The sequence below is a fragment of the Paracoccus sp. NIOT.M2S5SZ12 genome (assembly GCF_057748165.1).
On the sequence record NZ_JBYLFR010000027.1, the window covers coordinates 1 to 25,278 of the forward strand.

The following is a 25,278-nucleotide window of genomic DNA, read 5'->3' on the forward strand; positions in this document are numbered from 1 at the left end:
GCCTGCCAGAGGTCATCAGCGGGGTTGAGTTCCGCGACGGCGTCCGCCACATTCAAGCTGCCGCCTGATCAAGCGTCACCAAATTTCGAGCATATCTCGGAGTGTCGCATCGACAGGCAGTGTCAGAACATGACCTTCGCCCGGTGCATAAAGGAAAGCTTCATCATGTCACATGGAAGGCCCATCCAACCCGCCTGCACCCTGTCTCTAATGCTGGGTGGCACCTTGGTCTTTCTGGGCAGCGATCTTCTGATGCATGAGTTCGTGTCGGAAATCTTCAAGGAAGGCCACTCGGTTGAGGCAATGTCAGTCGTCATCCTTATCGCTGCCGCCGCTTTCTGGTGGAACGGTCATCGGAACCTGACCGGAAGTGAATGGCACGTGCCCGTCATCCTGATCCTGATGGCGCTCCGCGAACTCGACGTCGACAAGCGCTTCACCTCAGAAGGCGTGCTGCAGCTCCGGCTTTATACTGGCTCCTCGCCGTTGTGGGAAAAAGCCTTGGGCCTTGCAGTGGTCTTGCTGATCCTCGTCTGCGCCTGGAGGCTTGCACGCATCAGCCTAGCTCGCTGCTGGCGCGGATTGCTGCGAGGGGCGAACTGGGCTTGGCTCGTGGCCACTGGCGCGGCTCTGATCGTGATTGCCAAGGCAATGGATGGTCTCGACCGCAAGCTTGCGCCTTGGGGCATTGCGGTGGATCCAGTCACGGCCATGAGGGCAGGCCGGATCGAGGAGGTCTTGGAACTTGTAGCTTATATCATGCTGGCACAGGCAGGGGTTTATGTGGCGCAAATGGTAGAAGTGCCCCAAACAATGCCACATGTCAGTCCGACTTGGAGGCCACGGTAACGATAACCGAACGCCCCGGTGCGAGATATTCACCTATCTCTTGTTCTGGGTGTCCGAGACGCGCACTGGCGGACGCTGAACGCTCTCGGTGAAGTTTTCGGTGCGGTCTACAGTCTATGTGCGGAACTGTTTAGTTCCGGCACTTGGTGGATCGGTTCCAGAGGAACCGATCAGGCTCTGGCTTGGGGGCAAGAGTGCGCCCTGCTCTGCAGGGAGCCCACCTGCTTTCCAAAGATTATCGCCATCACGCCGGTGATCAGTCGACGTCAAAATTTTCGTTGCCAGGATTTGCTCGTGCGCCCGAACCTTGGCGTGCCGTCACCGGGATGCTGTCTCGCGCTTCAACCCGTACCCGCACGCGAACCAGACGGTTCCCCCTTGCAAGTCTTTACTATGCTGTCTAGGTAGCACGCTATCTATTTATCGTGATAAAAGTTCTTCCTCATGACCGACAGCACCCCCTTCGTTCTGACCTTGTTCCGGCTTCTGAAAGAACTGCGGCGCAATTACGACGACGAGGTGCGCGAACTGGGCCTCTCCTTCTCACGTGCCCGGGTTCTGTCGGTGCTGATGCGTCACGACGGCGCTACCCAGGCAGAGCTTGCCGCTGCACTGGACATGGCCGCACCCAGCCTGAAACGCCAACTGGACCTGCTTGAAGCGGAAAAACTCATCGAGCGGCGCGGCCTTGGCGGCGACGCCCGCAAGCGGGCGCTGTTCCTGACCCCGCGCGCCAAGGCGTTTCCCCTTAACCGATACATGGACCGGATCCGTGACCAACTCCTTGAAGGGATCAGCCCCGAGGAGCAGGCGCAGCTTCACAGCGTGTTGGAGCGGCTGGCCGACAACGCTGCACGGATGAACGACAAATGAGCGCAGGGCTGGAAGCATTTCCTGCTCTGGCTTGCGGGTGGGACTCTTTACCTGGTTGCTGGCCTGGCGACGATTGCCAATCCGCTATTGGCCTCCAGCTTCCTGACGTTGCTGATCGGGGCATCCCTTCTGGCAAGCGGCATCGTAAGAATCTGGATGGGAATCAAGGCGCGCCCGGATCGGGGATGGGGATGGCTGCTTGGAGGAGGCATCGTTACCCTTCTGCTCGGACTTGTCATCGCGACCGGCTGGCCCGTCAACAGCCTCTGGCTGATCGGCCTCTTCCTGGGCATCGAACTGGTGATGCAGGGCTGGTCCTATATCGCGCTCGGTATTGCGCTACGCGCCAGAGCCTAAGCGGCGGTTGGCAGGGACAGGGTCGGGTTTGCACTGGACGGCTGCCCTGCTTCTGCCCGGTGCAAACCCGACCAGGCAGCGAGGTTCTCGAACCAATCATCCGCCGGCTGCAGGTTATGCTCGGGACACTCCCCAACTCTCTGTTGCCGCCGCAGAAACTTGCCCCAATACCTACCTGCTTGGCGCCGCACACTGCCACTTCCTCCCAGCTACGAGACCAGAATGATCAGACCTTCGCTTCTTCTTTTCTGCTGCGCCTTGGCCGGCTGTGCAGCGCGACCGGACGCGCGCACCATCTGGCCCGTTGCCGCATCAGCGCCCCATGGTAAAACCGAGCAGATATTCGTGGCGACCACTCGGAACACGGCACAACTTCCGGCAGATGGCTTCACGAGCCTGCGCTCCCCGCAACCCCATTTCGCCGAGTTCACCGTCTCCATTCCGCCTAACCACGTTTCCGGCGAGATCGAATGGCCGAAGGGCCAGACAAACCCAAAAACCGACTTCGCAGTCGCATCCCATACGCGCCTTGATGAGGAGGCCTTCATCCATCGCGTGAATGCTGCGAGCGAGAACGGCACGGGCGTTTTCGTCCATGGCTATAACTACAACTTCCCCGAAGCCCTGTTCCGCACGGCGCAGATGGCGGCCGATGCTCAGATCTCCAAAGCGCCGGTGCTTTTCTCCTGGCCATCGAGTGCATCGCTGCTGGGCTACGCCAGCGACCGGGAGTCGGTGACCTATTCCCGCGATGCCCTGGCCGAACTTCTGACGGGGCTTGGCGAGACCTCTGGTGGGAAGCCTGTGACGGTCTTTGGCCATTCCATGGGCGGCTGGCTCGTGATGGAGACTTTGCGCCAGATGAGAATTGCCGGAAAGGATGAGGCGTTGTCCCATCTGGAGGTCGTGCTGGCGGCCCCCGATATCGATGTGGATGTGTTCCGCCAACAGCTGGCTGTCATCGGAAAAATGGAAATCCCGATGGTTGTCATGGTTTCGCCGGACGATCGTGCGCTTGGATTGTCTGCGATCGCAGGACAGCGCACGCGCGTGGGCGCACTGGATATCACTGATCCTGCCGTCCAGGCCGCGGCACAGCAGAACAACGTGGTCTTGATCGACATATCGGCTGTCGATGCCAGCAGCCGCCTCAATCACGACAGATACATTCAGCTGGCATCGGCTTTCCCTACACTGGGCAGGGAGATGCGGCAGGGGAGCACATTCACCGAGGCCGGTGCCTTTGTCCTGAGCTCGACCGGACAAATCCTTTCGGCACCTTTGCGGGTCGTTGACGCGGCCTTGGGACAATAGAATGCAGCGCAAGATCGGCGCCGCGCTTCTCGGCATCGCCCTCACCTTGTTTCTGGCCTGGACCCTTGCGGCGTTCTTGTTCCAGTTCGAACGTTTCGCCCTGATCGCCTGTATTGGCGCCGTCGCCCTGACCGGCATGCTTGGCGTTCTTGCCAGACGTAACTTGCGACACGGCTGGATGGCGTTCATCCTCTGCCTGGCTACTGCGACGCTCTGGTGGTCCAGCATCCCCCCGCAGCAGGATCTGGCTTGGGCGCCAGATATTGCCCGAGGCGTGACCGCGGAGTTCCAGGGCGATACCGTTATCGTGCATAACATCCGGGATTTCATCTGGGAGGATGAAAACACCGCGACAGAGCAGTGGAAGTCCGAAACCTACTCTTTGAACGCGATAACCTCCGTCGATCTTCTGACATCGGTCTGGTCAAGCCCGGCAATCGCCCATGTGCTGATCAGTTTCGGATTTTCCGATGGTCGGCATCTTGCCTTTTCCGCCGAGATCCGTCGGGAGGCTGACGAGGAGTTTTCCTCGATCGGTGGGTTCTTCAAGACGTTCGAGCTGGTCCTGATCGCAGCGGAGGAGCGTGATATCGTGAAGCTGCGCACGAACTTCCGGGGTGAGGACGTTTCCCTGTTCCCGTTGCGGCTCAAGCCCGAACAGGCAAGGCTTCTGCTGGTGACGTATCTGGAACGAGGCAACCAGCTTGCCGCCGAACCGGAGTTCTACAACACCATCACGGCAAACTGCACGACCGTTATCTTTCGTCTGGCACGGCTCGTCGATCCAGGTCTTCCTTTCGACTGGAGGGTTCTGGCATCAGGGTATCTCCCCGCCTATCTGTTCGATCTTGGTGCCATCGACACGACGAAGCCTCTCGACGAGACCCTTGAAGATGCGCGGATTACATCCCGTGCAGTTCTGCTGAGCCCGTCCGACAACTATTCCACCGGCATTCGGAGATAAGCAGGCTCAGGCCCTCGGTCACGGGTGGTCCCGATCCAGCTTTTTCGGACAAACCATTGCTCACCCAGACAACGTTGCGCCATCAGCATGACGTGCAGCACTCAAGAGGCCAAGGAGGGCGGAGGCGCAAGGCGATGCCTTCTCGGAACCCGGTCGTCGGGCAGAGGGCCGCCCAAGCATGAACCCTGGGTTGAACAAAACCAAGACCGGTCCCGTTCGGTGTCCGCAACCTCAATACCAATACCAAGTCAGGTCAGCCCATGCCGTCTTCTCCGCCGCCCCTTCACCCGCTCGTCTATTTCGACACAAAGGCGACTGACTTGGCTCTTCGACATGCCGCCAGCGCCCATCGCCTTCACCAGATCGTCTACGGAGCGCGTGGAGACCCCGTGGACGTAAGCCTCCTGGATCACCGCCACCAGCGCTTTCTCAGCCGTCCGTCGCGGCTCCAGGAAGCTGGGCAAGTAGCTCCCCTTTCTCAGCCGCGGGATTTCCAGCGCGATCCGACCGGCACGAGTGTCCCAGTCGCGGTCCCGGTAACCGTTCCGCTGAACCTCCCGCAGGGGAGAGCGAACGCCCTTCCCGGCACCGGTTCGCGCCTCAGCTTCATAGCACTGGTTGATGATCCGGGTCGGTTCAACCGGACGTCGGATGGGGGCGCTTTTCTTGGGTTAACGCCAAAGCGACATCAGTCCGGCGAAATGGATTGGTCGGGGCGCGTTTCGAAATGCGGTGACGGTGCGATGCGCGGGCTACTGTTCGAGGCGGCGTCATCCGTGATCCATCAGGTGAAACGTTTCTCGCGGCTGAAAAGCTGGGCTGTACGACTGGCGGGACGGCGTGGCTTCCGCAAGGCGGCCGTCGCGACGGCTCGCAAAATCGCAGTGCTTATGCTGACGCTCTGGAAAAATGGAACTGACTATCAATGGACAAAGGAGGCCACCGCCTGATCTGAGTTCTCGCGTCTGACGCGGGGAGCGCAGTCCCGACGGGACGGAGGTTGATCGATCTCGCTGTAGAGCATGGGATGGCCAGAGCCACACCCCGCACAAGACATTGGAGACGATCCGCCGCCGAAAACCATCATGAGGCGCTCAATGCGACCTCGGAGAGAACCATGACCCCGGACGGACATCAACTTCCCACGCTTGACAAGGCCGCAATCAGAGAACGCTCTACAACCGCTGGAAGCGGTGGAGCGACAGGGGCGTCTTCGCCAGGATAATGGCGGGCCTGGCTGCAGAGCATGGCGAACGGAAGACCGTGATGATCGATTGTCGCGTTGCCCTTAAATGGGCTCTGCCTCACTTTGTGTGGCGCAACTATCCTGAAACTGGAAAATTCAGGAGGGATAGTTGTGGGTTCGAAGAAGCACTGGTCACCCGGGATCGATGTTGCCGTTCAAAGCGTGGAGCGAAGTGAACGCGGCGGGTGGCTTGTATTCGGCGTCTTGGCGCCCAACGGCATCTGCCCAGACTGTGGATTCCATTCACGCCGACGTCACGGCTGGCGGCGTCGGCGGCTTCAGGATTATCCCGCGCATGGAAACAAGGTAACGGTTGATCTCGCGATTTGCCGTTGGCGATGTCAGGCACCCGCTTGCCCACGCCGGACTTTCTCGGACCAGATCGCCTCGATTGCGCATCCATTTGCACGTCGGACTTCGCGTGTCGGGGAGATTGTCAGTCATCTGGGGCATGCGACCGGCGGACGACCTGCCGAGAGGTTGTTGCATCGTTTGGGCCTTGGGGTCAGCGATGACACGGTGCTCAGGCATCTGAAGCAGTGTGCTCACGGCGCCGGCGAGGCGCCAACGGTCATCGGGATCGACGACTGGAGCTGGCGGAAGTCGCAAACCTACGGCACGATCATTGTGGATCTGGAGCGTCGCGTGGTGATCGACATTCTCGAGGATCGAGATGTCGTCACCTGCACCGACTGGCTGAGGCGTCATCCTGAGCTTGAGGTGATCAGCAGAGATCGGTGTGGTCTCTACGCCCAGGCCGCACGGCAAGGGGCACCGCAGGCGAAGCAGGTCGCTGACCGGTTCCATATCGTGCAAAACCTGCGGCAGGCCATCGAGGAGCAAATGAACCTCCACGGCCGTGCGACCGGCAGGGCGCTGCTGTCCGACGCAGACAATATCACCGCAGCCGGCAGGCTTCTGAAGTCACGTCTTGCGCACAGGACGTCTCGGGAAGAGATTTTCACCACCATCCATGCGCTCCGAAATCAGGGGCTTTCCTGCAGCGAGATCGGGCGGCGAACCGGGTTTCCGCGTCGCAGCATCGCGAAATGGCTGCAGTTCGAGACGCCGCCAGACCGCAGGCGGGCCGCTTTGAAGCGGACTTCCCCATGGTATTTTGAAAAGTTTCTGAGGCAATCCTGGAAGGACGGCATTCGAACTGGAAGCGCCCTGTTCCGTCTGATCCAAGAGCGTGGTTACGAGGGGAGTCAAACGCATTTGCAGCGGTTGCTGGCGGGTTGGCGCAGAGCCGAACAGCAAGCGACCGACCCCAAGGTAGAGCACGCGATACTTAGGCCAGTCCGGAACCCGGAAACGGGGCACGCGATTTCCCCGGTCATCGCGGCTGCCCTGTGCGTTAAACCCCGCGGAAAGCTCACCCCGGATCAGGTGCGGAAAGTCGACGCGCTCAAGGCCGGTTCTCCCGCCTTCGCAACGATGCGCAGCCTCGCCATGCGGTTCAATGGTATCATTCGCGGTCGCCAGGCAGACCCGCTCCCTGCATGGATCGACGACGCGATTGAAAGCAACCTGGCGCCCATCGTGCGCTTTGCCCGTACCTTGAACCGGGACTTGGACGCGGTCACGAACGCCATCGAGATGCCTTGGAGCAACGGCCAGGCAGAAGGTCAGATCAACCGCCTGAAGACCCTCAAACGCGCAATGTATGGTCGCGCCGGTCCAGAATTGTTGCGGGCGAGAATGCTACCGTTCCGCCACACAAATTGAGGCAGAGCCCTTAAATGTGAAATAGAGAATCCAATAAAATCAATGCCCTTCTTTTGCCATTAAATGAGATATTTTGCCCTAAACTGCGATATCGTTGCCCATAATTATGAAACAGAGTTCCAGCGGACTGTGTGAGATAAACGCATAGGATTCATGCTATTAGTTCAGTCGTCTCATATTTATGGGCAAGTTTTGGAAACAAAAGGGCCGCAAAAGCGTCCTGTCTCGTTGTTAAGGGCAACGCGACACTGGTCGATCACGCGATCGGCGAGGCGGGCGATGTCGATACGGCGGCGGTGACCCTGACCACCGCCAGCGGCCGCATCTGCCAGATCACGAATTCGCGCCGCGCCAGCTATGGCTACGATCAGCGCATCGAGGTGCATGGCCAGAAGGGCATGCTGCGTGCCGACCACATGCTGGAAAACACGGTCGAGCTTGCAGATGCGGGCGGTTTCCGCAGGGCCCCGGCGCAGCACTTCTTCCTTGAACGATACGAGGCTGCCTATCGCGCCGAGATGGCACATTTCGTGGCGGGCGTCTCGCGCGCCGGGACGATTCTCCCCGACCTCGACGACGGGCTGCGTGCGCAGGTTCTCGCCGATGCAGCCACGCGCTCCTGGCAGGAAGGAAAGGCGATCCGACTGGATTGACCTAGACATGCCATTCGCTTTGGATCGCTTGATTGCGCCGAGCTGGGCACGCCGGCCGGACAGCGCGCCAAGATCGAGATGCAACGCCTGGTCGAAGGGGCCCATCTTGTCTGTCGGACCGATGGGCGGCGCAGTCCTGACCGATGGATCGGCAGTTGCAACCTGCCGGATGGCAGGGATCTTGCCGGCATCATGATCACGCGGAACATATGCCGCCGCTATTGGTAAGGTTCCGAAACCGGCTGCGAGACAATCAGGATCGAGCGCCGGTCCGGCATCGACTGGAAAGTCACTCCGGGTCAGCATCTGGTGCAACTTCTTCCGTCAGTCCCATCTCGTCGGCCCGTTTCCAGAACGCTTCGTGCTGTGAGAGGCCCGCGCTTGGGCGGGCCCCTCGGGTTCTACGGGAGCTCAGACGGCAAGTTCCTTGTCCCCTGCCCTATCGCCGTCCTCGCTGCCGACAATCTCGAGCCGCGCGTTGCGATAGCCTTCCCTGGCGATCCAGAGTTCAGCGGCCGTGACAGACTCGGTCAGGTGGAGAAGTTCCGTGCAACCGCCAAAACCCAGCAGGACGCGCACCTGTCCGGGCTTCGGTTCCTCTGCCACTTCGAAGGTAAACCCACTGTCAGCCGAATGCGTTCGCATGATGGTGACGAGAATGACTCTGTCCGAGGAGAAGTTCCCCTCGTGCAGCGTGAACGACGCCGGCGCCGTCCGGGTTGGATACCATCCACATTACTCCCCGCTGAAAGCTCAGCGCCCTGCCCGCCTGCCGCCTGTTCACCGATGTGGACGTCGGCATCTTGCCGAGGTTCGTCCTCGGGCCGGACAAAGCCCCGGCAGACGGCAAGCTCGCCATAGCGATCAAGCGTCACGAAAGCCCCTGCCCGTCCAATCTCCTCCCCATCGAAGATCAGCGGTCGAGCCTAGAGCCTCTCCATCGCGACTTCCAACTCGCCAAGACTCGCGTCGATCTCTTTGGGGAATTCGTCCTGGCCCTCGTATTCCTCCTCGAGCGCCCGGTATTCGGCAAGCAGCTTGGCATGGGCCGCGCCTTCGTCATCCGTCATCGGCGCTGGATCTCCGCTCTGCCGCCGCAAACCGTGGCTGTAGCCATGGGGCAGGTCGAGCGAGACCTCGATCCACTTTCAGCCCTCGGACGCGATGGCTTCGACTTCAGCCTGAAGCTTCCCGCTGACCAGACGATCGAGGAGGGCAGGGCCTACCAACCAGCCGCTGTTGTCACTCTCAAACAAGTCGTGCAACATCGTGCAGCCAGCATCCTCGTACGCCTCGACGCCGACAAAGAAGGCACGACGGTCAGAAGCCCGCACCGAGGTTTCGGTCAGCATGCGCCGGATCAGATAGTGCTCTTTATTCCAGAATGACCGGATCGCCTCCCAGAGCTGGACCTGTCGCTCGTGGTCGGGATTGACCGTGAAGGCCATCAGCTGCTCCAATGTCATTTCATCCTCGGCGTAGAGATCGAGCAGGGCAGGGGCCACGGCGGCGAGTTTCAGGCGCTGTTTGACCTCCTGCGGCGTGACGAAGAAAGCGGCTGCGATCTCTTCGTCGCTCTGACCCTTCTCCCGCAGCGCCACGAAGGCGCGGAACTGATCGAGCGGATGCAGGGCAGCGCACTGCATGTTCTCAGCGAGCGGGTCATCCTCGGCGAGGATCGGGGACTTGGCGCCCCGCACGATGCAGGAGATGGGCGCGGTCTTGGCCAAGCGCTTCTGCTTCATCAGGAGTGACAGGGCTTGGAAGCGCCGGCCGCCAGCGGGGATTTCGAACTTGCCGGTCTCGGACCCATCATCCGCCAGAACGGGTCGGACGCTCAGGCTCTGCAGCAACCCGCGGCGGGATGTCTTCGGCCAGTTCATCGATGGAGATGCCGGCCTCGATGCGCCAAACGTTGGACTGGCTCAGCACGAGCTTGTCGAGGGGGATGTCCCGGCACGGGGACAGGGTGGCTTTCTGGGTAGATTTCGCCATCAGATCTTCTCCGCGACGGGCGCCGGAAGCCACTCTCCCGATCTCACTTCCCGTCACCCCTCAAACCAACAAACCTTTCCCTCTCCCTGCCCTTTGATTATGAGACAACGACGATAGTTCACAGCTGTGAACTCTGGCTAAGGGATGGTCTTGCCCGAGCATGTTCACACCTGTGAACATCATGCCGCGCTCCGTCGCCCAATCAATGCCATGACCATCGGCCCACATGAGAACTCGCCTGCCGCCGCCTTCGACGTCAGCGCGCGGAGATAGCCGCCGGGCGATCTGATGTCGGCAAATCGTTCCAGCATGGCAGCAACGACGATGGACGCCTGCTCCGGCCCCATGAACCGCTGCGCTTCTTCCCATGCGGACGCACTGATCCCCATGGCAGGCCGCACATGGCAAGCTGCGTCGAAAAGCTGATGCCAATGTCGGATCTCACCTTGGTAGAAGGTTTTGAGCGAGGGACATGCCGCGATCACCAGGTGGAGCGGGATCTTTGGCAAGCGTCTTGTGTCCGGTTCTTCCACGTCAGCCACAGGCTCATCCGTATCCACATCTGGCACGCCGGCCGCCGCCCCGCTTTTTTCTAAGGCAGGTTCAAGATCTATAGATTCTTTATTTGAATTATGATGGTGACGCTCAGATTGGGTATCATTGGTGTTCATTTCCTCTGTTTCAGAGCCGTCAATGATGTTCCGTGCCTGGTCTAGGAGAGCTTCAAGATCGGCTCGATGGGCCGCGAGGTCCTCAATTGACAGCTTGCGGCGAAGCGCGCGGGCTGTGAGGACAGCCTTGTCGCGAAGCTGATCCCAGAAGCCTAGGCCTGGCTGCATCTCGTCTCCGAACTCCGCGAGGGCCGCGAGATCGCGTCGCATGAGGCTTACGACCTCTCTCAGGCGCCTGACGCGCTCCTCAGCCTCACGTACGGCCTCTGCGGCCCGTGCTATCTCCTCGGACTGGCAGTAGAGCGGGGAAAGATCGAAACCAAAGGCGACGCGCTCTTCGCCGTGCTTGCGGACGTAGCGCTTCCCATTGGGGCTATCACGCCGCTGGAGCAAACCAGCCTCGACAAGTCGCGCGAGGTGACGCCGCATCGTGGAGCAGGGCATACCATTCAGGCGCTCACAGATCGCCTTGTTCGAGGGGAAGACTACCATCTCGGCGTTCCCGCCAAGTGCATCGTCAGGAAAGAAGCTGAGAAGCCCCTGGAGGACCGTCAGATCGCGCTCGGTAACGCCAAAGGCGGCCTGGGCCTTGGACAGCTCGCGAAGAAGCTCCCACTTGTTGATCGGCTTGCCCGGTAGCGACGCCTCAGGCTTCTCGATCACACGCAGATGGGCGTACGAGATCGGCCGCATAAACGGCGAAAGTGGTGTGTATTCCATGATTTTATTCACGAAGGCATAGAAAAGCTGTTCCGCGAATCACATATGACTTGCGGTTTCTGCGCTGGCCCACTACCTTGAAAGTGCAAAGATCAAAGTCTGGGTCTCGTGGAGCGCAAGCTTTGCGGGACCTTTTCTTTAGCCTGTACCGTGCCTCCTTTTCATTGCTGCTCTTCCTCTCCTCACGACTCGCGCTTCCAACGCGCGTGAAGCTCTTGAACGACGTCTTGCGCTTGGCGTTCGAGCCAATCTGCGAAGTCATCGTCCACATTTGTCAGGTCCAGACGGACACCTCGGGCCGACTTCTTAATCGTGCCCGCGGAGACACCATCGATCACCAGCGCCGTCGCTTTTGGTCGCGATCTCGAACCCCGCGCTTGACCAGCGTTCTTCTTAAGGTGGCGCGATACGGCCTCGAACGCCACCACCGACGGATCGGTTTGAGGCTCCTCAGCGTCATCAGGTTGTTCGCCAGCTGCGGCCTTGTTGCGAGCATCCAGAGCGATCCCACAGAGTTCGCCTCGATCGATCCGACCGTCGGAAAGCTCCTTGGCCAGAGCCTCCCAACGCGGGCGACCAACTCCATGGGCCGGCCCAATAGCCTGCGCCAGGTCGGCCCCGACTGCCTTGGCGACCGAGACCGACATCGACACCGCCGAGCGGGTCACATTCAGGACCTCTGCGATCTGAGCCTGGGAACCAAAACTGCTGTCGAGAAGGTCGTGTGCGAAAAGGGCACGCTCGATATAGCTGAGATCACGCCGACCGGTGTTTTCCGACACCTGGGCGCGAAGGGCAGCGCTGTCGTCGAGATTCGCGATGAGCGCACGGACTTTGTCCACCTTGTCAGATCTGCGGATCGCTTCCAGCCGTCTGCGTCCATAGACGAGGAGATAGCGGCTGCTTTCGGTTTGATGGCGTCGCACCAGGATGGGCACGGTCTGGCCGTTCTGTTCGATCGAGGTGCGAAGGTCGTGTACGTCCTCGGGATCAAGCCGGTCGGCAACCCGACTGTCTTCGATTTCATCCGGATCGAGCTCCCAGACATGATGGGCATCGACGGCATCGCGGGCCGAGCGCAAGGCCCGGTTGCTTGACATCATGCTGCCCGGCGACGCCGGTGTTCCTGCAGTTGCTAGACTGTCGAGCATGGACATTCGCTTCTTCTTGTTTGCCGTCATGGCCGCCCCCAAGTCTTTTGAATGAGCTGCGAGATTTCGTCGTTTACCGCGTTCAGGCTTTCGATTGCCCGATCATAGGTGGTTCGTGTGAACGCGCTACGCTCGACTTCGTAGAGGGTCTGCTTGGTCAATCCTGCATCGGAAATCGCAGTTGATTTGAGCATGGGGGCGTTCAGGACCTTGTCGCCATACATCGTGCGCAGGAACGCCACGACGCGATTCTGGGGCGCGTCAGTCGGCTCATACCGCGTCAGAAGATAGCGCATCCAGTCATGGGACATGTCGGCCCCGCTGTCCGCGATGACATCCATCAGGTCGGCCGTCATCCGAAGGAATTGGCTCATCGACATTACGTCGAGCATTTCGGGGTGGATAGTCACCAGAACACCCGTCGCGGCCGACAACGCGGACATGGTCAAGAACCCGAGCTGTGGCGGGCAGTCGATCACGACAACATCGTATCGGTCATCGACCTGGGCCAGGGCTTCCTTCACACGGAAGAAGAACAGGCCGGCGTTGCCTCGGGCGAGCGCGCGAGGTGTCTCGTGCTCGAACTCCATCAGCTCAAGGTTGCCGGGAATCAGGTCGAGATTCGGGATGTATGACCTGCGGATAACTTCCGCGATCGGTACGGGGTCCTCGTAGCGGATCGCATCGTAGAGCGTACCACCATCCAGCAAGTCAAATTCGGGCTGAACCCCGTGCAGGGCGGTCAGCGAAGCCTGTGGATCGAGATCGATTGCAAGGACGCGGTATCCCTTAAGGGCGAGGCGCTGAGCCAGATGCGCCGACGAGGTCGTCTTGCCCGAGCCACCTTTGAAGTTCATCACACCGATGACCTGTAGGTGATCGCCCGCACGGCGACCGGGAAGGTAGTCACCAGGCTTCCGCGCAGTCTTTTCCAGCAATGCGCGCAGGCTCTGAATGTCTTCTACGGAGTAATGCCGCCGGTTTCCCGATGTAATTTCCGGCGAGGGCCCCTTACCATCAAGGTGCAGCTTCCTGAGATAGGAGTCGTTGACGCCCAACAAAGCCGCAGCTTCACCAGAGGTGAACTTGCGCATAGACTTTGACGCATCAGGCGGAAACAGACTCTCGCGTTGCGAGTGCAGTTGGGCCGCGAGCAATTCGGAGTGCTGTCGGATGACAGCATTCAGGTCTTCATGTACTTCGTCTCTGCTCATCTGCCCTCTCGCGCCCACGGCGTGTTCACGGATTTCGGCGTTTAGTCGCCCTTTTCCGTGACTATTGCCGAAGGAGTCAGATTCGTGCAAGCTCTTTCTAGATTTAGTGGCCATGCGAAGATCGAACACAAGGCGAGGCGTGCATGGTCAAAATGTTTGCTTTCACCCCGAATAGGATATACATTTTCAAAAGTATATCATTTCCTTGGGGGCAGAGATGCAGATCGCAAAATGGGGCAACTCCCTTGCTGTCCGCTTACCCGCGGACCTAGTACGCAAGCTCGGTCTAAAAGAGGGCGATCAGATCAACCTCTTGGCTGACGACGGTACTCTGAGGGTCCAACGCCAACCCCGCGCTGACGAGGTGCTCGAAGGGCTGCGTCGTTTCCGGGGCAGGTTGCCCGCTGAAGAGCGGTTGAGCCGCGACGCCGCGCATGAGCGCTGAGTTCGTCGACACAAATATCGTCCTTTACCTGCTGGATGATGGACCCAAGGCAGATCGCGCCGAGGCGATCCTGGGGCAGGGGCCGCGGATCAGCGTGCAGGTCCTGAACGAGGCGATAGTGAACTGCCGCCGCAAGGCGGGCCTCAGTTGGGATGAGACGGACGCGTTCCTAGCGGGTGTCCGGGCACTGTGTCAGGTCGAGGATTTGACCATCCAGACGCATGAGGTCGGGCGTGCCTTGGCGGAGCGCTATGGTTTCTCAGTCTATGACGCGATGATCGTTGCCGCGGCACTGATCGCGGGCTGCACGACGCTCCACACCGAAGACATGCATGATGGGCTTCTGGTGGAGGAGCAACTCCGGCTGGTGAACCCATTCGCCGAAATGGCCTAACCTACAGCAACCCAAGCCTCTCGGCCCGTTCCAGCAGCATCCTGACCGATGAGGGCTGCCAGCGTGTCCGTCCGCGCGGGGTGCGTTCGCGCATGGCCTCCAGGCGGTCGCAGATCGCCTGGAGGGTCATGCCGGGGTTCGCGCCCTTGATCGCGGCGACGATGGCGGGCAGGCGATCGTCGGTTTCGCGTCGGCCGGCACGGCCCAGAACCGTTTCAGGCAGAAAGCCGTCGCGGACATAGGCGCGCGTGGCGCGCAGCAGGCGGCTCTGTGTCCAACGGCGGTCGTGGGACAGGGGGCCATTGATGATCCGCAGCACGTCTTCCCAGGCCATATCGGGTCGAAGTCGTCGGACATGTGGCACCCAGTCCTGAGCCGTCTCGTTCAGCCGCTCCATGTAGCCGTCTTGCCGCGCGAGTCGCACTTTGCGCAGTGCCACTGGATCGCGGGCGCGTAGGCCCGGATTCCCGCCGACCCGGCCCTTGGTACGGGCGCTCGCCAGCCCCGCCTTGGTGCGTTCCCGGATCAGCGCGCGTTCGAACTCGGCCGCGGCGCCCAGAACCTGCAGCGTGAACTTGCCTTGTGGCGATGCCGTGTCGATGGGGTCCTGGAGAGAACGGAAGAATGCCCCTTTGGCCTCCAGACATTCGATCACCTCCAGCAAGTGCGACAGTGACCGTGCAAGCCGGTCGATCCGAACGACAACCAGCGTGTCGCCGCTCTGGACGCGTTCAAGCACCCGTGCGAGCACCGGTCGCGCACGATTTCCGCCTGAGGCGTGCTCTTCAAAGATCTCTACGCAACCCGCAGATTGAAGGGCCTCAGACTGGGGCAGGGGGGTCTGATCCTCTGTGGATACGCGCGCATAGCCTATTTGGGGCATGGGAAAGGGCTTTATGCAATTCTATATATCATCAATAAATGACCGTTTGTAAACGTGTGCAATGGGTATTTCTCTCGTCGTGCAGAGCACGAGAAGCCTTGTTTTTATGGGCTGAAGCTCACGAGAGGCGCTCCAACAGTCCCGAGAAGACGGCATGCTCGAACACCTCTATAGTAGAGAAAACGGAGAGATCTCAAATTCCTTCTCCAAGAGCGCAAAATAGTCCTATAATGCGCATATGAGAAAATTTAGCCATAGATCATGGGACGATGACGGGGTGCCTCTTGAAGACCTGGAGGCGTCCGAAGACGAGGATAACGCGGATCTCTGGTTTCTGCCCGGGGCGCTTGAGGACGAGCCGGTTTACCTGCCGCCCGGACCCGCGCCCGAGGCCAGGGAATCTGAAATCGTCGATGCCTGGCGCGCGGCCGAGGCCGGGCAGGCGGCGCAGCTCGCCCGTGTTGCTGCGCGCCTGGGGATCCTCGATGAACGCCTGCGCCGCGGCCCGGCTGGCTGGCGGCAACGGCTCGCCCTGATCGAAGCCGCGGATCTCAGCTGGTTGACGCAGGACCGGATTGGACTCGACCGGCTGTCACTCTACATGGCGCTGCGGGTGTCGACCGCAACGGATGATGCGCAGGCCATGTACCGGATCGGCTGGGCCGTGCGCCGACTGTCCGGCGGACCCGCGCTGCTGACGCTTCGGTCCGGAACGGACGACCTGGAGGCCTTCCTTGATCGGCGCGACCGGCCGGGGCAGGGAGAGCGTTTCGAACGGGCAAAGGCCTCTTCGCGCGTCGTCGAGATGGCAGAGCGCGAAGCATTCGATGACCGGGCCGCCGGATGGCTCGCGATGATGGATCAGGCCGAAGACCTCCACCCCGTGACACGGGCCTGCGTGGGCTTCCATCTCTGGCATATCGCGGAGCTGTCGCCGATCGATGATCCGCTGGAGGCCGCGGTGACAGCGGTGCGTGTCGCGATCGGCGATCTCGCGCCGTCAGGGAGCACGCCCGGCGCTTTCTTCGCACCGATCGCAATGGGCGGAGGAGGGGGCTTCCGCGCAACCGGGGACCCGCCGGCCCGGTTGGCGCGCTGGCTCAACGCGATGGAGAGCGCGACCTTCGCAGCCCTGCGCCGGCTCGAGGAGATCGAGGACTGGTCGGCTGCCGCGGAGCGAACGATGGCGCCACTTTCGGGCAAGACGCCACCGATGCTGCGGGGCCTCTTCACAAGCTGGCCTCTGGTCTCAGTCCAAATGGCCCAGAAACTGACAGGCACGCATCGGGCAACGGTTCAGCGCAACATCGACTGGATGGTCGAGCGTGGCCTCATCCGGGAGGTAACAGGGCAGGGACGATACCGGATGTGGCGGGCGGCGGCTTGAACATCACGGGAAAGTCGACGATCTTAGGGCCGGCTCCCCCGCCTTCGCAACGATGCGCAGCCTCGCCATGCGGTTCTATGGTATGGGATGGTCACGTCCAAGGTCTTCTGTCGCCGGGACAGGGTGCTGAAGGCCGGCACGGCCCATCCCGAGCCCGGACAGCTCCAATAGGCTCGCCACGAAACCAGTCGTTTGCCGGAGTGGCAGGCCGAGCAAGACCTTGATGGTAAGACAGGCCTGGATCGCCGCGTCGCTGTATGCCTGCTGGCGGCCGCGACGCCCGGAAGGCGCCGCTTCCCATTGCATCGAGGGATCGAACCAGACGGTCAGCGATCCGCGCTGCCTCAGCGCTTGATTGTAGCTATGCCAGTTGGTGGTCTTGTACGGGGTTTTCGCCGGTCTGCTCATGGCCGCCAGCTATCATGCAGGATTCGCGCAGTGAATCCCCCGCCCCATTTGCGCAACAAGGCCAGTTGTATAGGAAAAGGCCCCCGTGACGGGGGCCTTCGCTGACTCGATCATGGTCAGATTGAGCGAAGGGGGCCAGTTCGGCCCTGTCTTGCCAGCAGCACGAAGCCACCAGTCAGGGCGAAGACCCCGAATGCCACCGGAATTGCAGCTACCGAAATCAGCGACAAAATCACCTTGAAGATATCGCCATCCATCCGATTGATCACGACCGCCAGGCCCGCCATCATCAAGATCCAGAATGCGCGCGAATGGCGCACGGTCAGCATCTCGCAGACGAGACCCGCCGAATCCGCGCTGGTTACGAAGAACAGCAGGATGTTCAGCGTCAGGATCACCGACAGGACCCCGCTGTCGTCCAGCGTGGACATCAGGGCGAAGACATCTCCGGAACCGGTCGTCAGGGCGGCGATCCCCATGACCGTGAACCACAGGCACGAGAACAGGCTGGGGATCAGCATCACGCCGACGACCATCTCGCGCAGGGTCCGCCCCTTCGAGATCCGGGCGATGAAGACGCCGGTAAAGACGAACCAGCCGTACCAGGCCGCCTCGAAGGCATAGAGCCAGTCGGCCAGCCATGCCTTGCGTTCGGGATCGCCCAGGCCGATATCGGTGGCCATCGCGGGGTATCGCACGATATATTCCGGGACCAGACGCGCGAAGGTGCCCAAAATTTCCAGCGGTTGCGACAGCACGAAGACGCCCGTCATCAGGATCAGAGCCAACAGGGTGTTGTAGTTGCTGAGCCACTTGATGCCGCGCTTGATGCCCGTCGTGCTGGAGGCGATGGCGAAGGCCGACAGGACCAGGATGACGATCGCCGCGTCCAGATCCACGCCGGTATAGCGTGCGACGGCCTGCCTCAGCGGGTCGGCGGCATAGGAAAAGGTCAGCGACAGCCCGATCACGGTCGAGACGACAAGGCTGATCAGGTTGATGCGGCTGAGCACGCCGCCGCCCAGCAGTGTCTCGGCCGGCTTCCCGATGCCCATGTTGTGCATCGCATGAGCGAAGATTACGCCCACGGCCAGATATCCGGCCCAAGCCAGCAGGCCCCAATGGTTGAACGCATAGAGCAGCGCCTGATCGCGGCTGTTACCGGCATCGACGTGATAGTTCGGTTCGAGGACACCCCAAGTCAGCAGGCCGATCCCCATCCCGGTCGCGAACAGCATCCCGATCCAGCTGAGAGTCGAGAATTCGGGGGGACCCTCGCCGAAGCGCAATTTGCCGACCGGGGTGAACATTGCCACGGCGAAGAAGACCGATGCGAGGAATGCGGGCCAGGTGAAGATGAAGCCCATATTGCCGATGACAGATACCTTGATCGTCTCGAGCATGGACTGGAAGGTCTGGGGTGCGATGGCGGCCGCCCCGACAAGGGCTGCGACCGTCAGCACCGTCGCTATGCTGATGCCGAGATTATGCTTCAAATCGCTCTCCTTTGTTGCTGTGCGGGGTCCGTGCAGATGCCGGGCCCTTCTTGTCATCCGTCGATCGCCGCCTTCAGCGAGGCGCAGAATTCGTCCCAGGCGACCTTCATCGCGGGCAGGGCTTCGCGGGCGTGCAGACAGCCATGCAGCATGTTGATCGCGCACCGATAGCCGACGATGGCCCCAAGGGCGCGCCATTCGGCGACCGCATGTTCAAGGGGCAGGGTCAGCGGATCGCGCGAGACGCCCAGAACCTCGATCCGCGCGGACGGGCAGGGGGCGTCGGCCGGGGCATGGGGCTCGATGGCTGTCCAGGCCGACAGGACGTCCGCGCGCGACAGAAGCGGCGCATCGGGCCCGAGCGTTTCCGCCCTTGGCCGTCCCACGACCGGATAGATCAACCCCAGTGGCGGTGCGTCGACCATGTCCTGTGCGATGTCGATGACCAGTCGCCCTCCGGCGCTGTCGCCGACAATCGCCACCGGGTCCAGCGCGAAGATCGCGTCGCGGCAATCCATCATCGCATCGGCATAGCTTGCCTCAGGCAGAAGGCGATAGCCGACTGCCACCACCTCGCGGCCCAGCCCCTGCGCGAGCCCGGAGGCGACACCCTGATGACTGTCGAGCGATCCGATCGTGAAGCCTCCGCCATGCAGGTATACCACCGTGCCGGACTTACAGGATGACGGACGGTGATGGCGCAGCGGCACGCCGCCGACAGCGCTGTCGCGAATGGTCATGCCGCACGGGAGGGCCGGAGCGAAACGCGTACAGAGCACGTCGTAGCCGCGACGCATATCCTTCATGGGAAGACGCGCCATCGTGTCCAGACCGGATTGGAATTCGCGTTCGAACTGTTCAATGGCAATCATGCTGCATGGCCGTTTCGGATGACTTGGTGGGATGCGCCGCCACAGATCATGCAGCGGCGCAAGGTTGTCACGCGGGTTCCACCGCGGGTTTGCTGCGCTGGCCGACATGGCGACCGCTGCCTTCGGCAGGCAGGTCCGCATGCGCAGCGGCCAGCCGGGACAGCCGTTCGGCCACGATACCCTCGGGATTGCAGGTCGCGCGGGTCGTCAGGTCCATATGCAGCAGCATCACCTCGACCGTGGCGGCCAGCGTCCCGTCGCCGCGCACAAGGCGGTGGAACAGGTGCATCCGCTTGCCGGTGCCGTCGATCACCTGCGTGGTCGTGCGCAGACGGTCGCCCGCATGGACCTCGGCCAGATAGCGGGTATGCGTCTCGACCGTGAAGTAGCTGCAGCCCGAGGCGATGTAATCCGTATCCGCGCCGATCATCTCCATGAAGCGGTCGGTGGCATCGGATGCCGCGCGCAAGTACTCGGCATCGTTCATGTGGCCGTTGTAGTCGGCCCAGCTGGTCGGCACCTGCCTGTCGCCCGTGACCGGCAGGTCGCCCGGCAAATCGCCCGGCACGGGGGCGGGCAGGGTGGCCTCGTGCGCCGTGATCACGCCGCCGGCGCCAGTCTTCGTGCGACGCAGCGCGCGCAACATGCCCACGATGTTGTCGTCGCGCAGGCGTTCCAGTTCGCGGATCGACATGTGCCCGGATTGTGCGTCGGATTGCGACGCGATGAGGTCCACCAGTTCGTCGTTGAACTCGGGGACGTCCATCAGCTTGGTCCAGGGCCAGGACAGCGCCGGGCCGAACTGGGACATGAAATGCTTCATTCCCGCTTCGCCGCCCGCGATGCGATAGGTCTCGAACAGACCCATCTGTGCCCAACGGATGCCGAAGCCCATGCGGATGGCCTCATCGATCTCCTCGGTCGTGGCGATGCCGTCCTTGACCAGCCAGAGGCTCTCGCGCCAGACCGCCTCCAGCAGGCGATCGGCGATATGGGCTTCGATCTCCTTTCGCAGGGTCAGCGGATGGCAGCCCACATCGCGCAGTAGCTTGGACGCGCGGGTGCAGGTTTCGGCCTCACCCACCAGTTCGATAAGCGGCAGCAGATAGACCGGATTGAAGGGATGCGCGACGATGGCGCGGGCGCCTTCGGCGTTCAGTTCGGACGGCTTGAAGCCGGATGTCGAGGATCCGATGACAGCATGGGCGGGGGCCATCGCGCTTAGCCGGCCCAGTACCTTATGTTTCAGCGTCAGCGTTTCCGGCACGCTTTCCTGCACCCAATCGGCGTCGGCAACCGCGTCGGCCATGTCGTCATGCCAGCTCAGTCGTCCCTCGGGTGGCAGTGCTCGATCATAGAGCGCGGGCAGCGCGCGGCGGGCATTTGCCAGTACCTCGCCGATTTTGCGTTCGGCCTGCGGGTCGGGGTCGACTATCGCGACGTCCCAACCGTTCAGAAGGAACCGGGCGGCCCAACCGCCACCGATGACGCCGCCGCCGATGATGGCGGCCTTCTTTTTCATCCCGGTCATGCGGGCACCTTCGCGACGCGGGCCTGCTTGCGAAGGCCCAGCTTGCGGCGGACATCCTGGGGGCCGAGGATCTTTGCCCCCATGCTCGTGATCAGTGATAAGGCGCGTTCGACAAGCTGCGCATTGGTGGCAAGGACGCCCTTGTCCAGGAACAGGTTGTCCTCGAGGCCCACGCGCACGTTCCCGCCTGCCAACACTGATTGCGCGACATAGGGCATCTGGTCGCGCCCCAGGCTGAAGGCCGACCAGGGCCAGTCGGCCGGCACGTTGTTCACCATCGCCATGAAGGTGTTCAGATCGTTCGGCGCGCCCCATGGCACGCCCATGCACAGTTGCACCAAAGCTGGAGATGCAAGCGTACCCTCGCGAACAAGCTCCTTGGCGAACCACAGGTGGCCCGTGTCGAAGGCCTCGATCTCGGGCTTGACGCCCAGCCCGGTCATCATGGCGCCCATGGCCCGCAGCATGCCGGGCGTGTTGGTCATGACGTAATCGGCCTCGGCGAAATTCATGGTCCCGCAATCCAGCGTGCAGATCTCGGGTAGGCATTCGGCTATATGGGCCATCCGCTCGGTCGCACCGATCATGTCGGTGGCGTCCGCTTTGACGGGGAAGGGGGCCTCGGACGAACCGAAGACGATGTCTCCACCCATGCCAGCCGTCAGGTTCAGCACGACATCGGTATCGGCCGCGCGGATGCGGTCGGTCACCTCGCGATAGAGCGCCAGGTCGCGCGAGGGTGCGCCGGTTTCGGGATCGCGGACATGGCAGTGGACCACGGCGGCACCCGCCCTTGCTGCCTCGATCGCGCTTTCGGCGATCTGGCGGGGCGAACGTGGCACATGGGGGCTGCGGTCCTGCGTGCCACCGGATCCGGTCACGGCACAGGTGATGAAGACCTCGCGGTTTATGCTCAGGGGCAAGGTTTCCTCCTTTTGGGTATGTCAGGTTTCCCCCGGTCGTCCGATGCCGGGAGCATGGGGCGATCATATGGGTTCACGTTACGCATTTGTTGTTCAATAATGCCATTTTATTGTCACAAATGGCCCCGTTTCCATGCCTCGCTATGCCGTTCTGCTGTTCGACGGTTTTTCGAACTTCGTCCTGTCCTCGTTGATTGAGCCGCTGCGCGCGGTTCACGATCACGGCTATCCCGAGCTTTCATGGTGCACCGTCACCGCCGATGACGGCCCCGTGCGCAGTTCCAGCGGCTTGCGGGTCCTGCCCGACATGCCGCTGGCCGAACTAGGGGCGCCGGACGCACTACTTGTTGTGGCGGGATACGGGTTTCGCGAGCATTCCACGGGTCGCATCTCGTCGCTGTTGCGGCGCGTTTCACGACGGGGGGCACGTCTGATCGGCGCCGATTGCGGCTCTTGGTTGATCGCGCGAGCAGGGCTGTTGCAGGGTCACACGGCGACGCTTCATTGGAGCGTGCTTGCCGATTTCGCCGAGGCTTTCCCCGAGGTGACGGTCAGCCATCAGCGATACGTCCTGGACGGTCCGGTCTGGAGCAGCGGCGGCGCGGCATCGTCGTTGGACATGATGCTGGCCCTGGTCGGGCGGACGTTCGGCACCGCGGCTGCTTTCGCCGCGACCTCGATGTTCCTGCATGACGCCGTGCGCAAGCAGGCTGGGTCGCGGATGGGGCTGGGGATTGGCAGTCGCGGATCGCAGAAGCTGCAGGAAGCCATCCGCATGATGGTCGAGCAGGTCGAGACGCCCATGCCACTTTCTGACCTTGCCGCCACGATCGGTACGTCGCTGCGAAGCCTGAACCGGATGTTCAAATCCGAGATCGGTATGGGGCCGGGGCGCTATGCCCAGATGCTGCGCCTGACGCGGGCGCGGGAACTGGCCACGGCCACCGAGCTGCCGCTGCGAGAGATCGCGTTACGCTGCGGATATTCGGATGCTGCCGCCCTGGAAAAGGCCTTCACCCGGACCTACGGTCAACCGTTGCGCCGCTGGATCGGACGGCGCCCGACATCCTGAACAGGGTTCTTGCATGGGTGCAGTCCTCGTTGCTGCCGCTCACAAGGGCAAGTGGCGTCGTGGTCCGGTGAGCTCTTTCGGGCCAAGCGTGACGGCTGCGCTTGGACCGTTCAGTGTGAACGCTGTCTATCACTTCCCAGACAGACCAGACCCAGTGACGGTGGCCTGCTTCACAAACGGTGTTGACGAAGGAGTAGCAGAGTTCGCCACTGCAGAACTTGCGCGGAAAGCCTGAAGCGCGTCGGTTAGGAGGACAATAACCCCTTGCCAGAAACTACGCGCCCAAAACGGTCGATTTAGGTGAAAAACTCGACTTACTACATGTTGTGTTTGGGGTGGTTAAACCGTTTTAACCCGCTGTAATAGCGGTCAAAGCTATGGGTTTTGTCGGTCTGGTCTTTGGCGCTTAGCAGGGGACCATTTTGGCCATACGTTTTAGGTTCTGGGCGGAGGCGGCGAGGAGGAATTCTTCGGTGGCCCCTTTCAGCCCTCGGAGCCGGAGGCGTTTGAGGCCGAGGTGCCGTTTCAGGTGGGCAAACAGCATCTCGACCTTTTTGCGACGTCGTCGGCTGGTGTCGAAGGCTGCCTTGCTGACCAGATCGCGCGCGGCCTGACGGGCGTCTTCGTCCATGTGGCGCGTCACGGTGCGGAATGGGGCGTCGGTGCAGGCTTTGCGGATCGGGCAGGTGCCGCAGGTGGGCTTGCCGGAATAGTAGCTTTTGATCCGGTCTTTTTCCCTGATCCGGCGCAGCGGCATTTCATGACCTTCGAGTCAGGTGTAGCTGTCGCGCTCGGCGTCGTACTGAAAGTACCCGATATCGTATTTGCCGCCCGTCTGGTGGTGGCGGTCGAGCACCGGCACATGCGGCGTGATCTTGCGCCGCCAGAGCCATGCCAGGAACTGGCCGGTGCCGTACGAACCATCCGCCGCGATCCGGTCAGGACGGAAATCGTGCCGGTCGGCACTGCGGTCCAGCATCGCTTTGGCGGCGGTGATTTCTCGGCTCAGGCGCGCAGGCGTAGCCTCTACATCGACGATAATCCCATGATCGGTGTCGATCAGGTAATTGGTTTCATAGCTGAAGCGGCCGGGGCCATCCTTGACCGACCAGGCGGCCTCGGGATCGGTTTCCGAGATGTATTTAGGCGGTTTCGACGGGGCTTCATCGACAAGCGTCGCTAGATAGGAGAGTGTCCGGTCTTCTGTGTATCGCTGAATCGGTCCATGCTTCCTGAAAGGAGCACTGACGATGACAATTTCCAACGAACTGCTGGACGAGTTGCTGAAAGGCTGCAAGCGGCCTGAGGATCTGCTTGGCGATGCCGGGCTGATGAAAGAGCTGAAGGTCCGGCTGATGGAACGAATGCTGGGAGCCGAACTGACGGCGCATCTGGGCTATGGTGCCGGCGCGGAGCCCCCGCCCGAACAGGCCAACCGCCGGAACGGAGTTGCCACGAACCGTGTGAAAGGTATCCGTCCGGTTTCCCCGCTCTGACGGGGAGATGGAGTGCCTGCTAGATGTCCACCATCGATAGATGGGATGGTTGCCGCCCTCCCCAGACGGCATCGCAATGTGCCAAGATGTTGGCCTGTAGGCTGTCAATCAGCATCCAATCGTGACCCCTTATCGGCGTCCAATATTGACCCCTCCGGTGCTGAGCTGGCCCGGCGCTGCGTAGTCCCCATGTAACGCAGCGGCGGCGGGCCAGCGGGGTCGCCTTTTCGGTTTACGCCCGGTTCTTGAAGCGCCAGCTTTCGTTGCCGGTTTCGACGATTTCGCAGTGATGCGTCAGACGGTCGAGGAGCGCGGTGGTCATTTTCGCGTCGCCGAAGACGGTTGGCCATTCGCCAAACGCCAGGTTGGTTGTCACGATGATCGAGGTTCGCTCGTAGAGCTTGCTGATCAGGTGGAACAGGAGCTGGCCGCCGGTCTGGGCGAACGGAAGATAGCCGAGTTCGTCGAGGATCAGGAAGTCGAGACGGGAGATCAGGTCTGCGGTTCGCCCCTGACGTTCGGCCCGGGCTTCGGCGTCGAGCTTGTTGACTAGTACTACAGTTGCATTTGCCTTGCGTTTCTGGTTCATCTTTCTCTGGGATTGGGAGGGATTGTCATGTCTGTTGCGGATTGGTC

General features: G+C 61.5%; 22 protein-coding genes and 7 pseudogenes. 14 read left to right on the forward strand and 15 right to left on the reverse strand.

The window, feature by feature from the left end:
- The 5 genes from AC2SGK_RS16795 to AC2SGK_RS16815 form a co-directional block, all read left to right on the forward strand.
- Nucleotides 1-849: hypothetical protein (locus AC2SGK_RS16795; RefSeq protein WP_488324603.1), on the forward strand; the 849-nt coding region annotated here is incomplete at its 5' end.
- Nucleotides 850-1,293: 444 nt separating this feature from the next.
- Nucleotides 1,294-1,722: a MarR family winged helix-turn-helix transcriptional regulator gene (locus tag AC2SGK_RS16800; protein ID WP_488324604.1), complete on the forward strand. Its 429-nt coding sequence runs from the start codon at nucleotides 1,294-1,296 to the stop codon at nucleotides 1,720-1,722.
- A 51-nt stretch (nucleotides 1,723-1,773) separates the two neighbouring features.
- The gene (locus AC2SGK_RS16805) at nucleotides 1,774-2,079 is read left to right on the forward strand and encodes a DUF308 domain-containing protein (protein ID WP_488324617.1); all 306 of its coding nucleotides are present in this window, start codon (nucleotides 1,774-1,776) and stop codon (nucleotides 2,077-2,079) included.
- A 222-nt stretch (nucleotides 2,080-2,301) separates the two neighbouring features.
- The gene (locus AC2SGK_RS16810) at nucleotides 2,302-3,393 is read left to right on the forward strand and encodes an alpha/beta hydrolase (protein ID WP_488324605.1); all 1,092 of its coding nucleotides are present in this window, start codon (nucleotides 2,302-2,304) and stop codon (nucleotides 3,391-3,393) included.
- Between the two features lies 1 nt (nucleotide 3,394).
- Nucleotides 3,395-4,357, forward strand: a complete 963-nt coding sequence (locus AC2SGK_RS16815) for an Lnb N-terminal periplasmic domain-containing protein (RefSeq protein WP_136651375.1) — start codon at nucleotides 3,395-3,397, stop codon at nucleotides 4,355-4,357.
- A gap of 284 nt (nucleotides 4,358-4,641) precedes the next feature.
- Here the strand turns inward: AC2SGK_RS16815 and AC2SGK_RS16820 are convergent.
- Nucleotides 4,642-4,965, reverse strand: a pseudogene (locus AC2SGK_RS16820) (transposase); the annotation flags it as partial.
- 6 nt (nucleotides 4,966-4,971) lie between these two features.
- Between AC2SGK_RS16820 and AC2SGK_RS16825 the strand changes: the two are divergent.
- The 4 genes and pseudogenes from AC2SGK_RS16825 to AC2SGK_RS16840 all read left to right on the forward strand — a co-directional run.
- Nucleotides 4,972-5,307 (forward strand): transposase, encoded by a 336-nt coding sequence (locus AC2SGK_RS16825; protein ID WP_488324618.1) that lies wholly within the window; start codon nucleotides 4,972-4,974, stop codon nucleotides 5,305-5,307.
- Nucleotides 5,308-5,524: 217 nt separating this feature from the next.
- Nucleotides 5,525-5,632 (forward strand): annotated as a pseudogene (locus tag AC2SGK_RS16830) (IS5/IS1182 family transposase); the annotation flags it as partial.
- Nucleotides 5,633-5,714: 82 nt separating this feature from the next.
- Entirely contained in the window at nucleotides 5,715-7,331 is a 1,617-nt protein-coding gene (locus AC2SGK_RS16835; RefSeq protein ID WP_488324606.1) for an ISL3 family transposase, read from the forward strand.
- 242 nt (nucleotides 7,332-7,573) lie between these two features.
- Nucleotides 7,574-7,984, forward strand: a pseudogene (locus AC2SGK_RS16840) (Gfo/Idh/MocA family oxidoreductase); the annotation flags it as partial.
- Between the two features lie 411 nt (nucleotides 7,985-8,395).
- On the opposite strand, the pseudogene AC2SGK_RS16845 reads toward AC2SGK_RS16840, so the two are convergent.
- The 5 genes and pseudogenes from AC2SGK_RS16845 to repA all read right to left on the reverse strand — a co-directional run.
- Nucleotides 8,396-8,710, reverse strand: a pseudogene (locus tag AC2SGK_RS16845) (hypothetical protein); the annotation flags it as partial.
- Between the two features lie 11 nt (nucleotides 8,711-8,721).
- Nucleotides 8,722-9,979 (reverse strand): annotated as a pseudogene (locus AC2SGK_RS16850) (ParB/RepB/Spo0J family partition protein); the annotation flags it as partial.
- Nucleotides 9,980-10,158: 179 nt separating this feature from the next.
- The gene (repC, locus tag AC2SGK_RS16855; protein WP_488324607.1) at nucleotides 10,159-11,370 is read right to left on the reverse strand and encodes a plasmid replication protein RepC; all 1,212 of its coding nucleotides are present in this window, start codon (nucleotides 11,368-11,370) and stop codon (nucleotides 10,159-10,161) included.
- A 182-nt stretch (nucleotides 11,371-11,552) separates the two neighbouring features.
- Nucleotides 11,553-12,551, reverse strand: coding sequence for a plasmid partitioning protein RepB (gene repB, locus AC2SGK_RS16860; RefSeq protein ID WP_488324608.1), 999 nt, complete (start codon nucleotides 12,549-12,551; stop codon nucleotides 11,553-11,555).
- Nucleotides 12,548-13,735, reverse strand: coding sequence for a plasmid partitioning protein RepA (gene repA / locus AC2SGK_RS16865; RefSeq protein WP_488324609.1), 1,188 nt, complete (start codon nucleotides 13,733-13,735; stop codon nucleotides 12,548-12,550). Before repA ends, repB begins: the two co-directional genes overlap by 4 nt.
- 217 nt (nucleotides 13,736-13,952) lie before the next feature.
- Between repA and AC2SGK_RS16870 the strand changes: the two genes are divergently transcribed.
- Together AC2SGK_RS16870 and AC2SGK_RS16875 are read left to right on the forward strand one after the other, a co-directional pair.
- On the forward strand, nucleotides 13,953-14,180 hold the full coding sequence (locus AC2SGK_RS16870; RefSeq protein ID WP_488324610.1) for an AbrB/MazE/SpoVT family DNA-binding domain-containing protein: 228 nt from the start codon (nucleotides 13,953-13,955) through the stop codon (nucleotides 14,178-14,180).
- The gene (locus tag AC2SGK_RS16875) at nucleotides 14,170-14,574 is read left to right on the forward strand and encodes a PIN domain-containing protein (RefSeq protein ID WP_488324611.1); all 405 of its coding nucleotides are present in this window, start codon (nucleotides 14,170-14,172) and stop codon (nucleotides 14,572-14,574) included. Before AC2SGK_RS16870 ends, AC2SGK_RS16875 begins: the two co-directional genes overlap by 11 nt.
- A gap of 1 nt (nucleotide 14,575) precedes the next feature.
- Here AC2SGK_RS16875 and AC2SGK_RS16880 read toward each other — a convergent pair whose 3' ends face one another.
- Entirely contained in the window at nucleotides 14,576-15,457 is an 882-nt protein-coding gene (locus AC2SGK_RS16880; RefSeq protein WP_488324612.1) for a recombinase family protein, read from the reverse strand.
- Between the two features lie 238 nt (nucleotides 15,458-15,695).
- On the opposite strand from AC2SGK_RS16880, the gene AC2SGK_RS16885 reads away from it, so the two are divergent.
- Nucleotides 15,696-16,844, forward strand: a complete 1,149-nt coding sequence (locus AC2SGK_RS16885) for a helix-turn-helix domain-containing protein (protein ID WP_207466272.1) — start codon at nucleotides 15,696-15,698, stop codon at nucleotides 16,842-16,844.
- A gap of 80 nt (nucleotides 16,845-16,924) precedes the next feature.
- Here the strand turns inward: AC2SGK_RS16885 and AC2SGK_RS16890 are convergent.
- From AC2SGK_RS16890 to bcoG, 5 genes and pseudogenes are all read right to left on the reverse strand, one after another.
- Nucleotides 16,925-17,252 (reverse strand): annotated as a pseudogene (locus tag AC2SGK_RS16890) (transposase); the annotation flags it as partial.
- A 116-nt stretch (nucleotides 17,253-17,368) separates the two neighbouring features.
- The gene (locus AC2SGK_RS16895; RefSeq protein ID WP_488324613.1) at nucleotides 17,369-18,913 is read right to left on the reverse strand and encodes a BCCT family transporter; all 1,545 of its coding nucleotides are present in this window, start codon (nucleotides 18,911-18,913) and stop codon (nucleotides 17,369-17,371) included.
- The gene (locus AC2SGK_RS16900; protein ID WP_488324614.1) at nucleotides 18,802-19,620 is read right to left on the reverse strand and encodes an alpha/beta hydrolase fold domain-containing protein; all 819 of its coding nucleotides are present in this window, start codon (nucleotides 19,618-19,620) and stop codon (nucleotides 18,802-18,804) included. Before AC2SGK_RS16900 ends, AC2SGK_RS16895 begins: the two co-directional genes overlap by 112 nt.
- A 67-nt stretch (nucleotides 19,621-19,687) precedes the next feature.
- A complete protein-coding gene (locus AC2SGK_RS16905; protein ID WP_207466266.1) occupies nucleotides 19,688-21,151 on the reverse strand; it encodes a carnitine 3-dehydrogenase in 1,464 nt (487 codons plus the stop codon).
- Nucleotides 21,148-22,074, reverse strand: a complete 927-nt coding sequence (gene bcoG / locus AC2SGK_RS16910) for a 3-dehydrocarnitine:acetyl-CoA trimethylamine transferase BcoG (RefSeq protein ID WP_488324615.1) — start codon at nucleotides 22,072-22,074, stop codon at nucleotides 21,148-21,150. The genes AC2SGK_RS16905 and bcoG overlap by 4 nt, the downstream gene beginning before the upstream one ends.
- Before the next feature lie 133 nt (nucleotides 22,075-22,207).
- Here bcoG and AC2SGK_RS16915 point away from each other — a divergent pair, with 133 nt between their 5' ends.
- On the forward strand, nucleotides 22,208-23,146 hold the full coding sequence (locus tag AC2SGK_RS16915) for a GlxA family transcriptional regulator (protein ID WP_207466262.1): 939 nt from the start codon (nucleotides 22,208-22,210) through the stop codon (nucleotides 23,144-23,146).
- A gap of 406 nt (nucleotides 23,147-23,552) precedes the next feature.
- Here the strand turns inward: AC2SGK_RS16915 and AC2SGK_RS16920 are convergent, their stop codons facing one another.
- Nucleotides 23,553-23,903 (reverse strand): transposase, encoded by a 351-nt coding sequence (locus tag AC2SGK_RS16920; protein ID WP_207466260.1) that lies wholly within the window; start codon nucleotides 23,901-23,903, stop codon nucleotides 23,553-23,555.
- Between the two features lie 15 nt (nucleotides 23,904-23,918).
- Nucleotides 23,919-24,410 carry a transposase gene (locus tag AC2SGK_RS16925; RefSeq protein ID WP_207466257.1) on the reverse strand — a complete coding sequence of 164 codons (492 nt, stop codon included), beginning with the start codon at nucleotides 24,408-24,410 and terminating at the stop codon, nucleotides 23,919-23,921.
- Here AC2SGK_RS16925 and AC2SGK_RS16930 point away from each other — a divergent pair.
- Nucleotides 24,397-24,618 (forward strand): annotated as a pseudogene (locus AC2SGK_RS16930) (transposase); the annotation flags it as partial. The gene AC2SGK_RS16925 and the pseudogene AC2SGK_RS16930 sit on opposite strands and share 14 nt — an antisense overlap.
- Before the next feature lie 256 nt (nucleotides 24,619-24,874).
- On the opposite strand, the gene AC2SGK_RS16935 reads toward AC2SGK_RS16930, so the two are convergent.
- The coding region (locus AC2SGK_RS16935; RefSeq protein ID WP_488324616.1) for an ATP-binding protein at nucleotides 24,875-25,278 on the reverse strand (404 nt) is incomplete at its 5' end.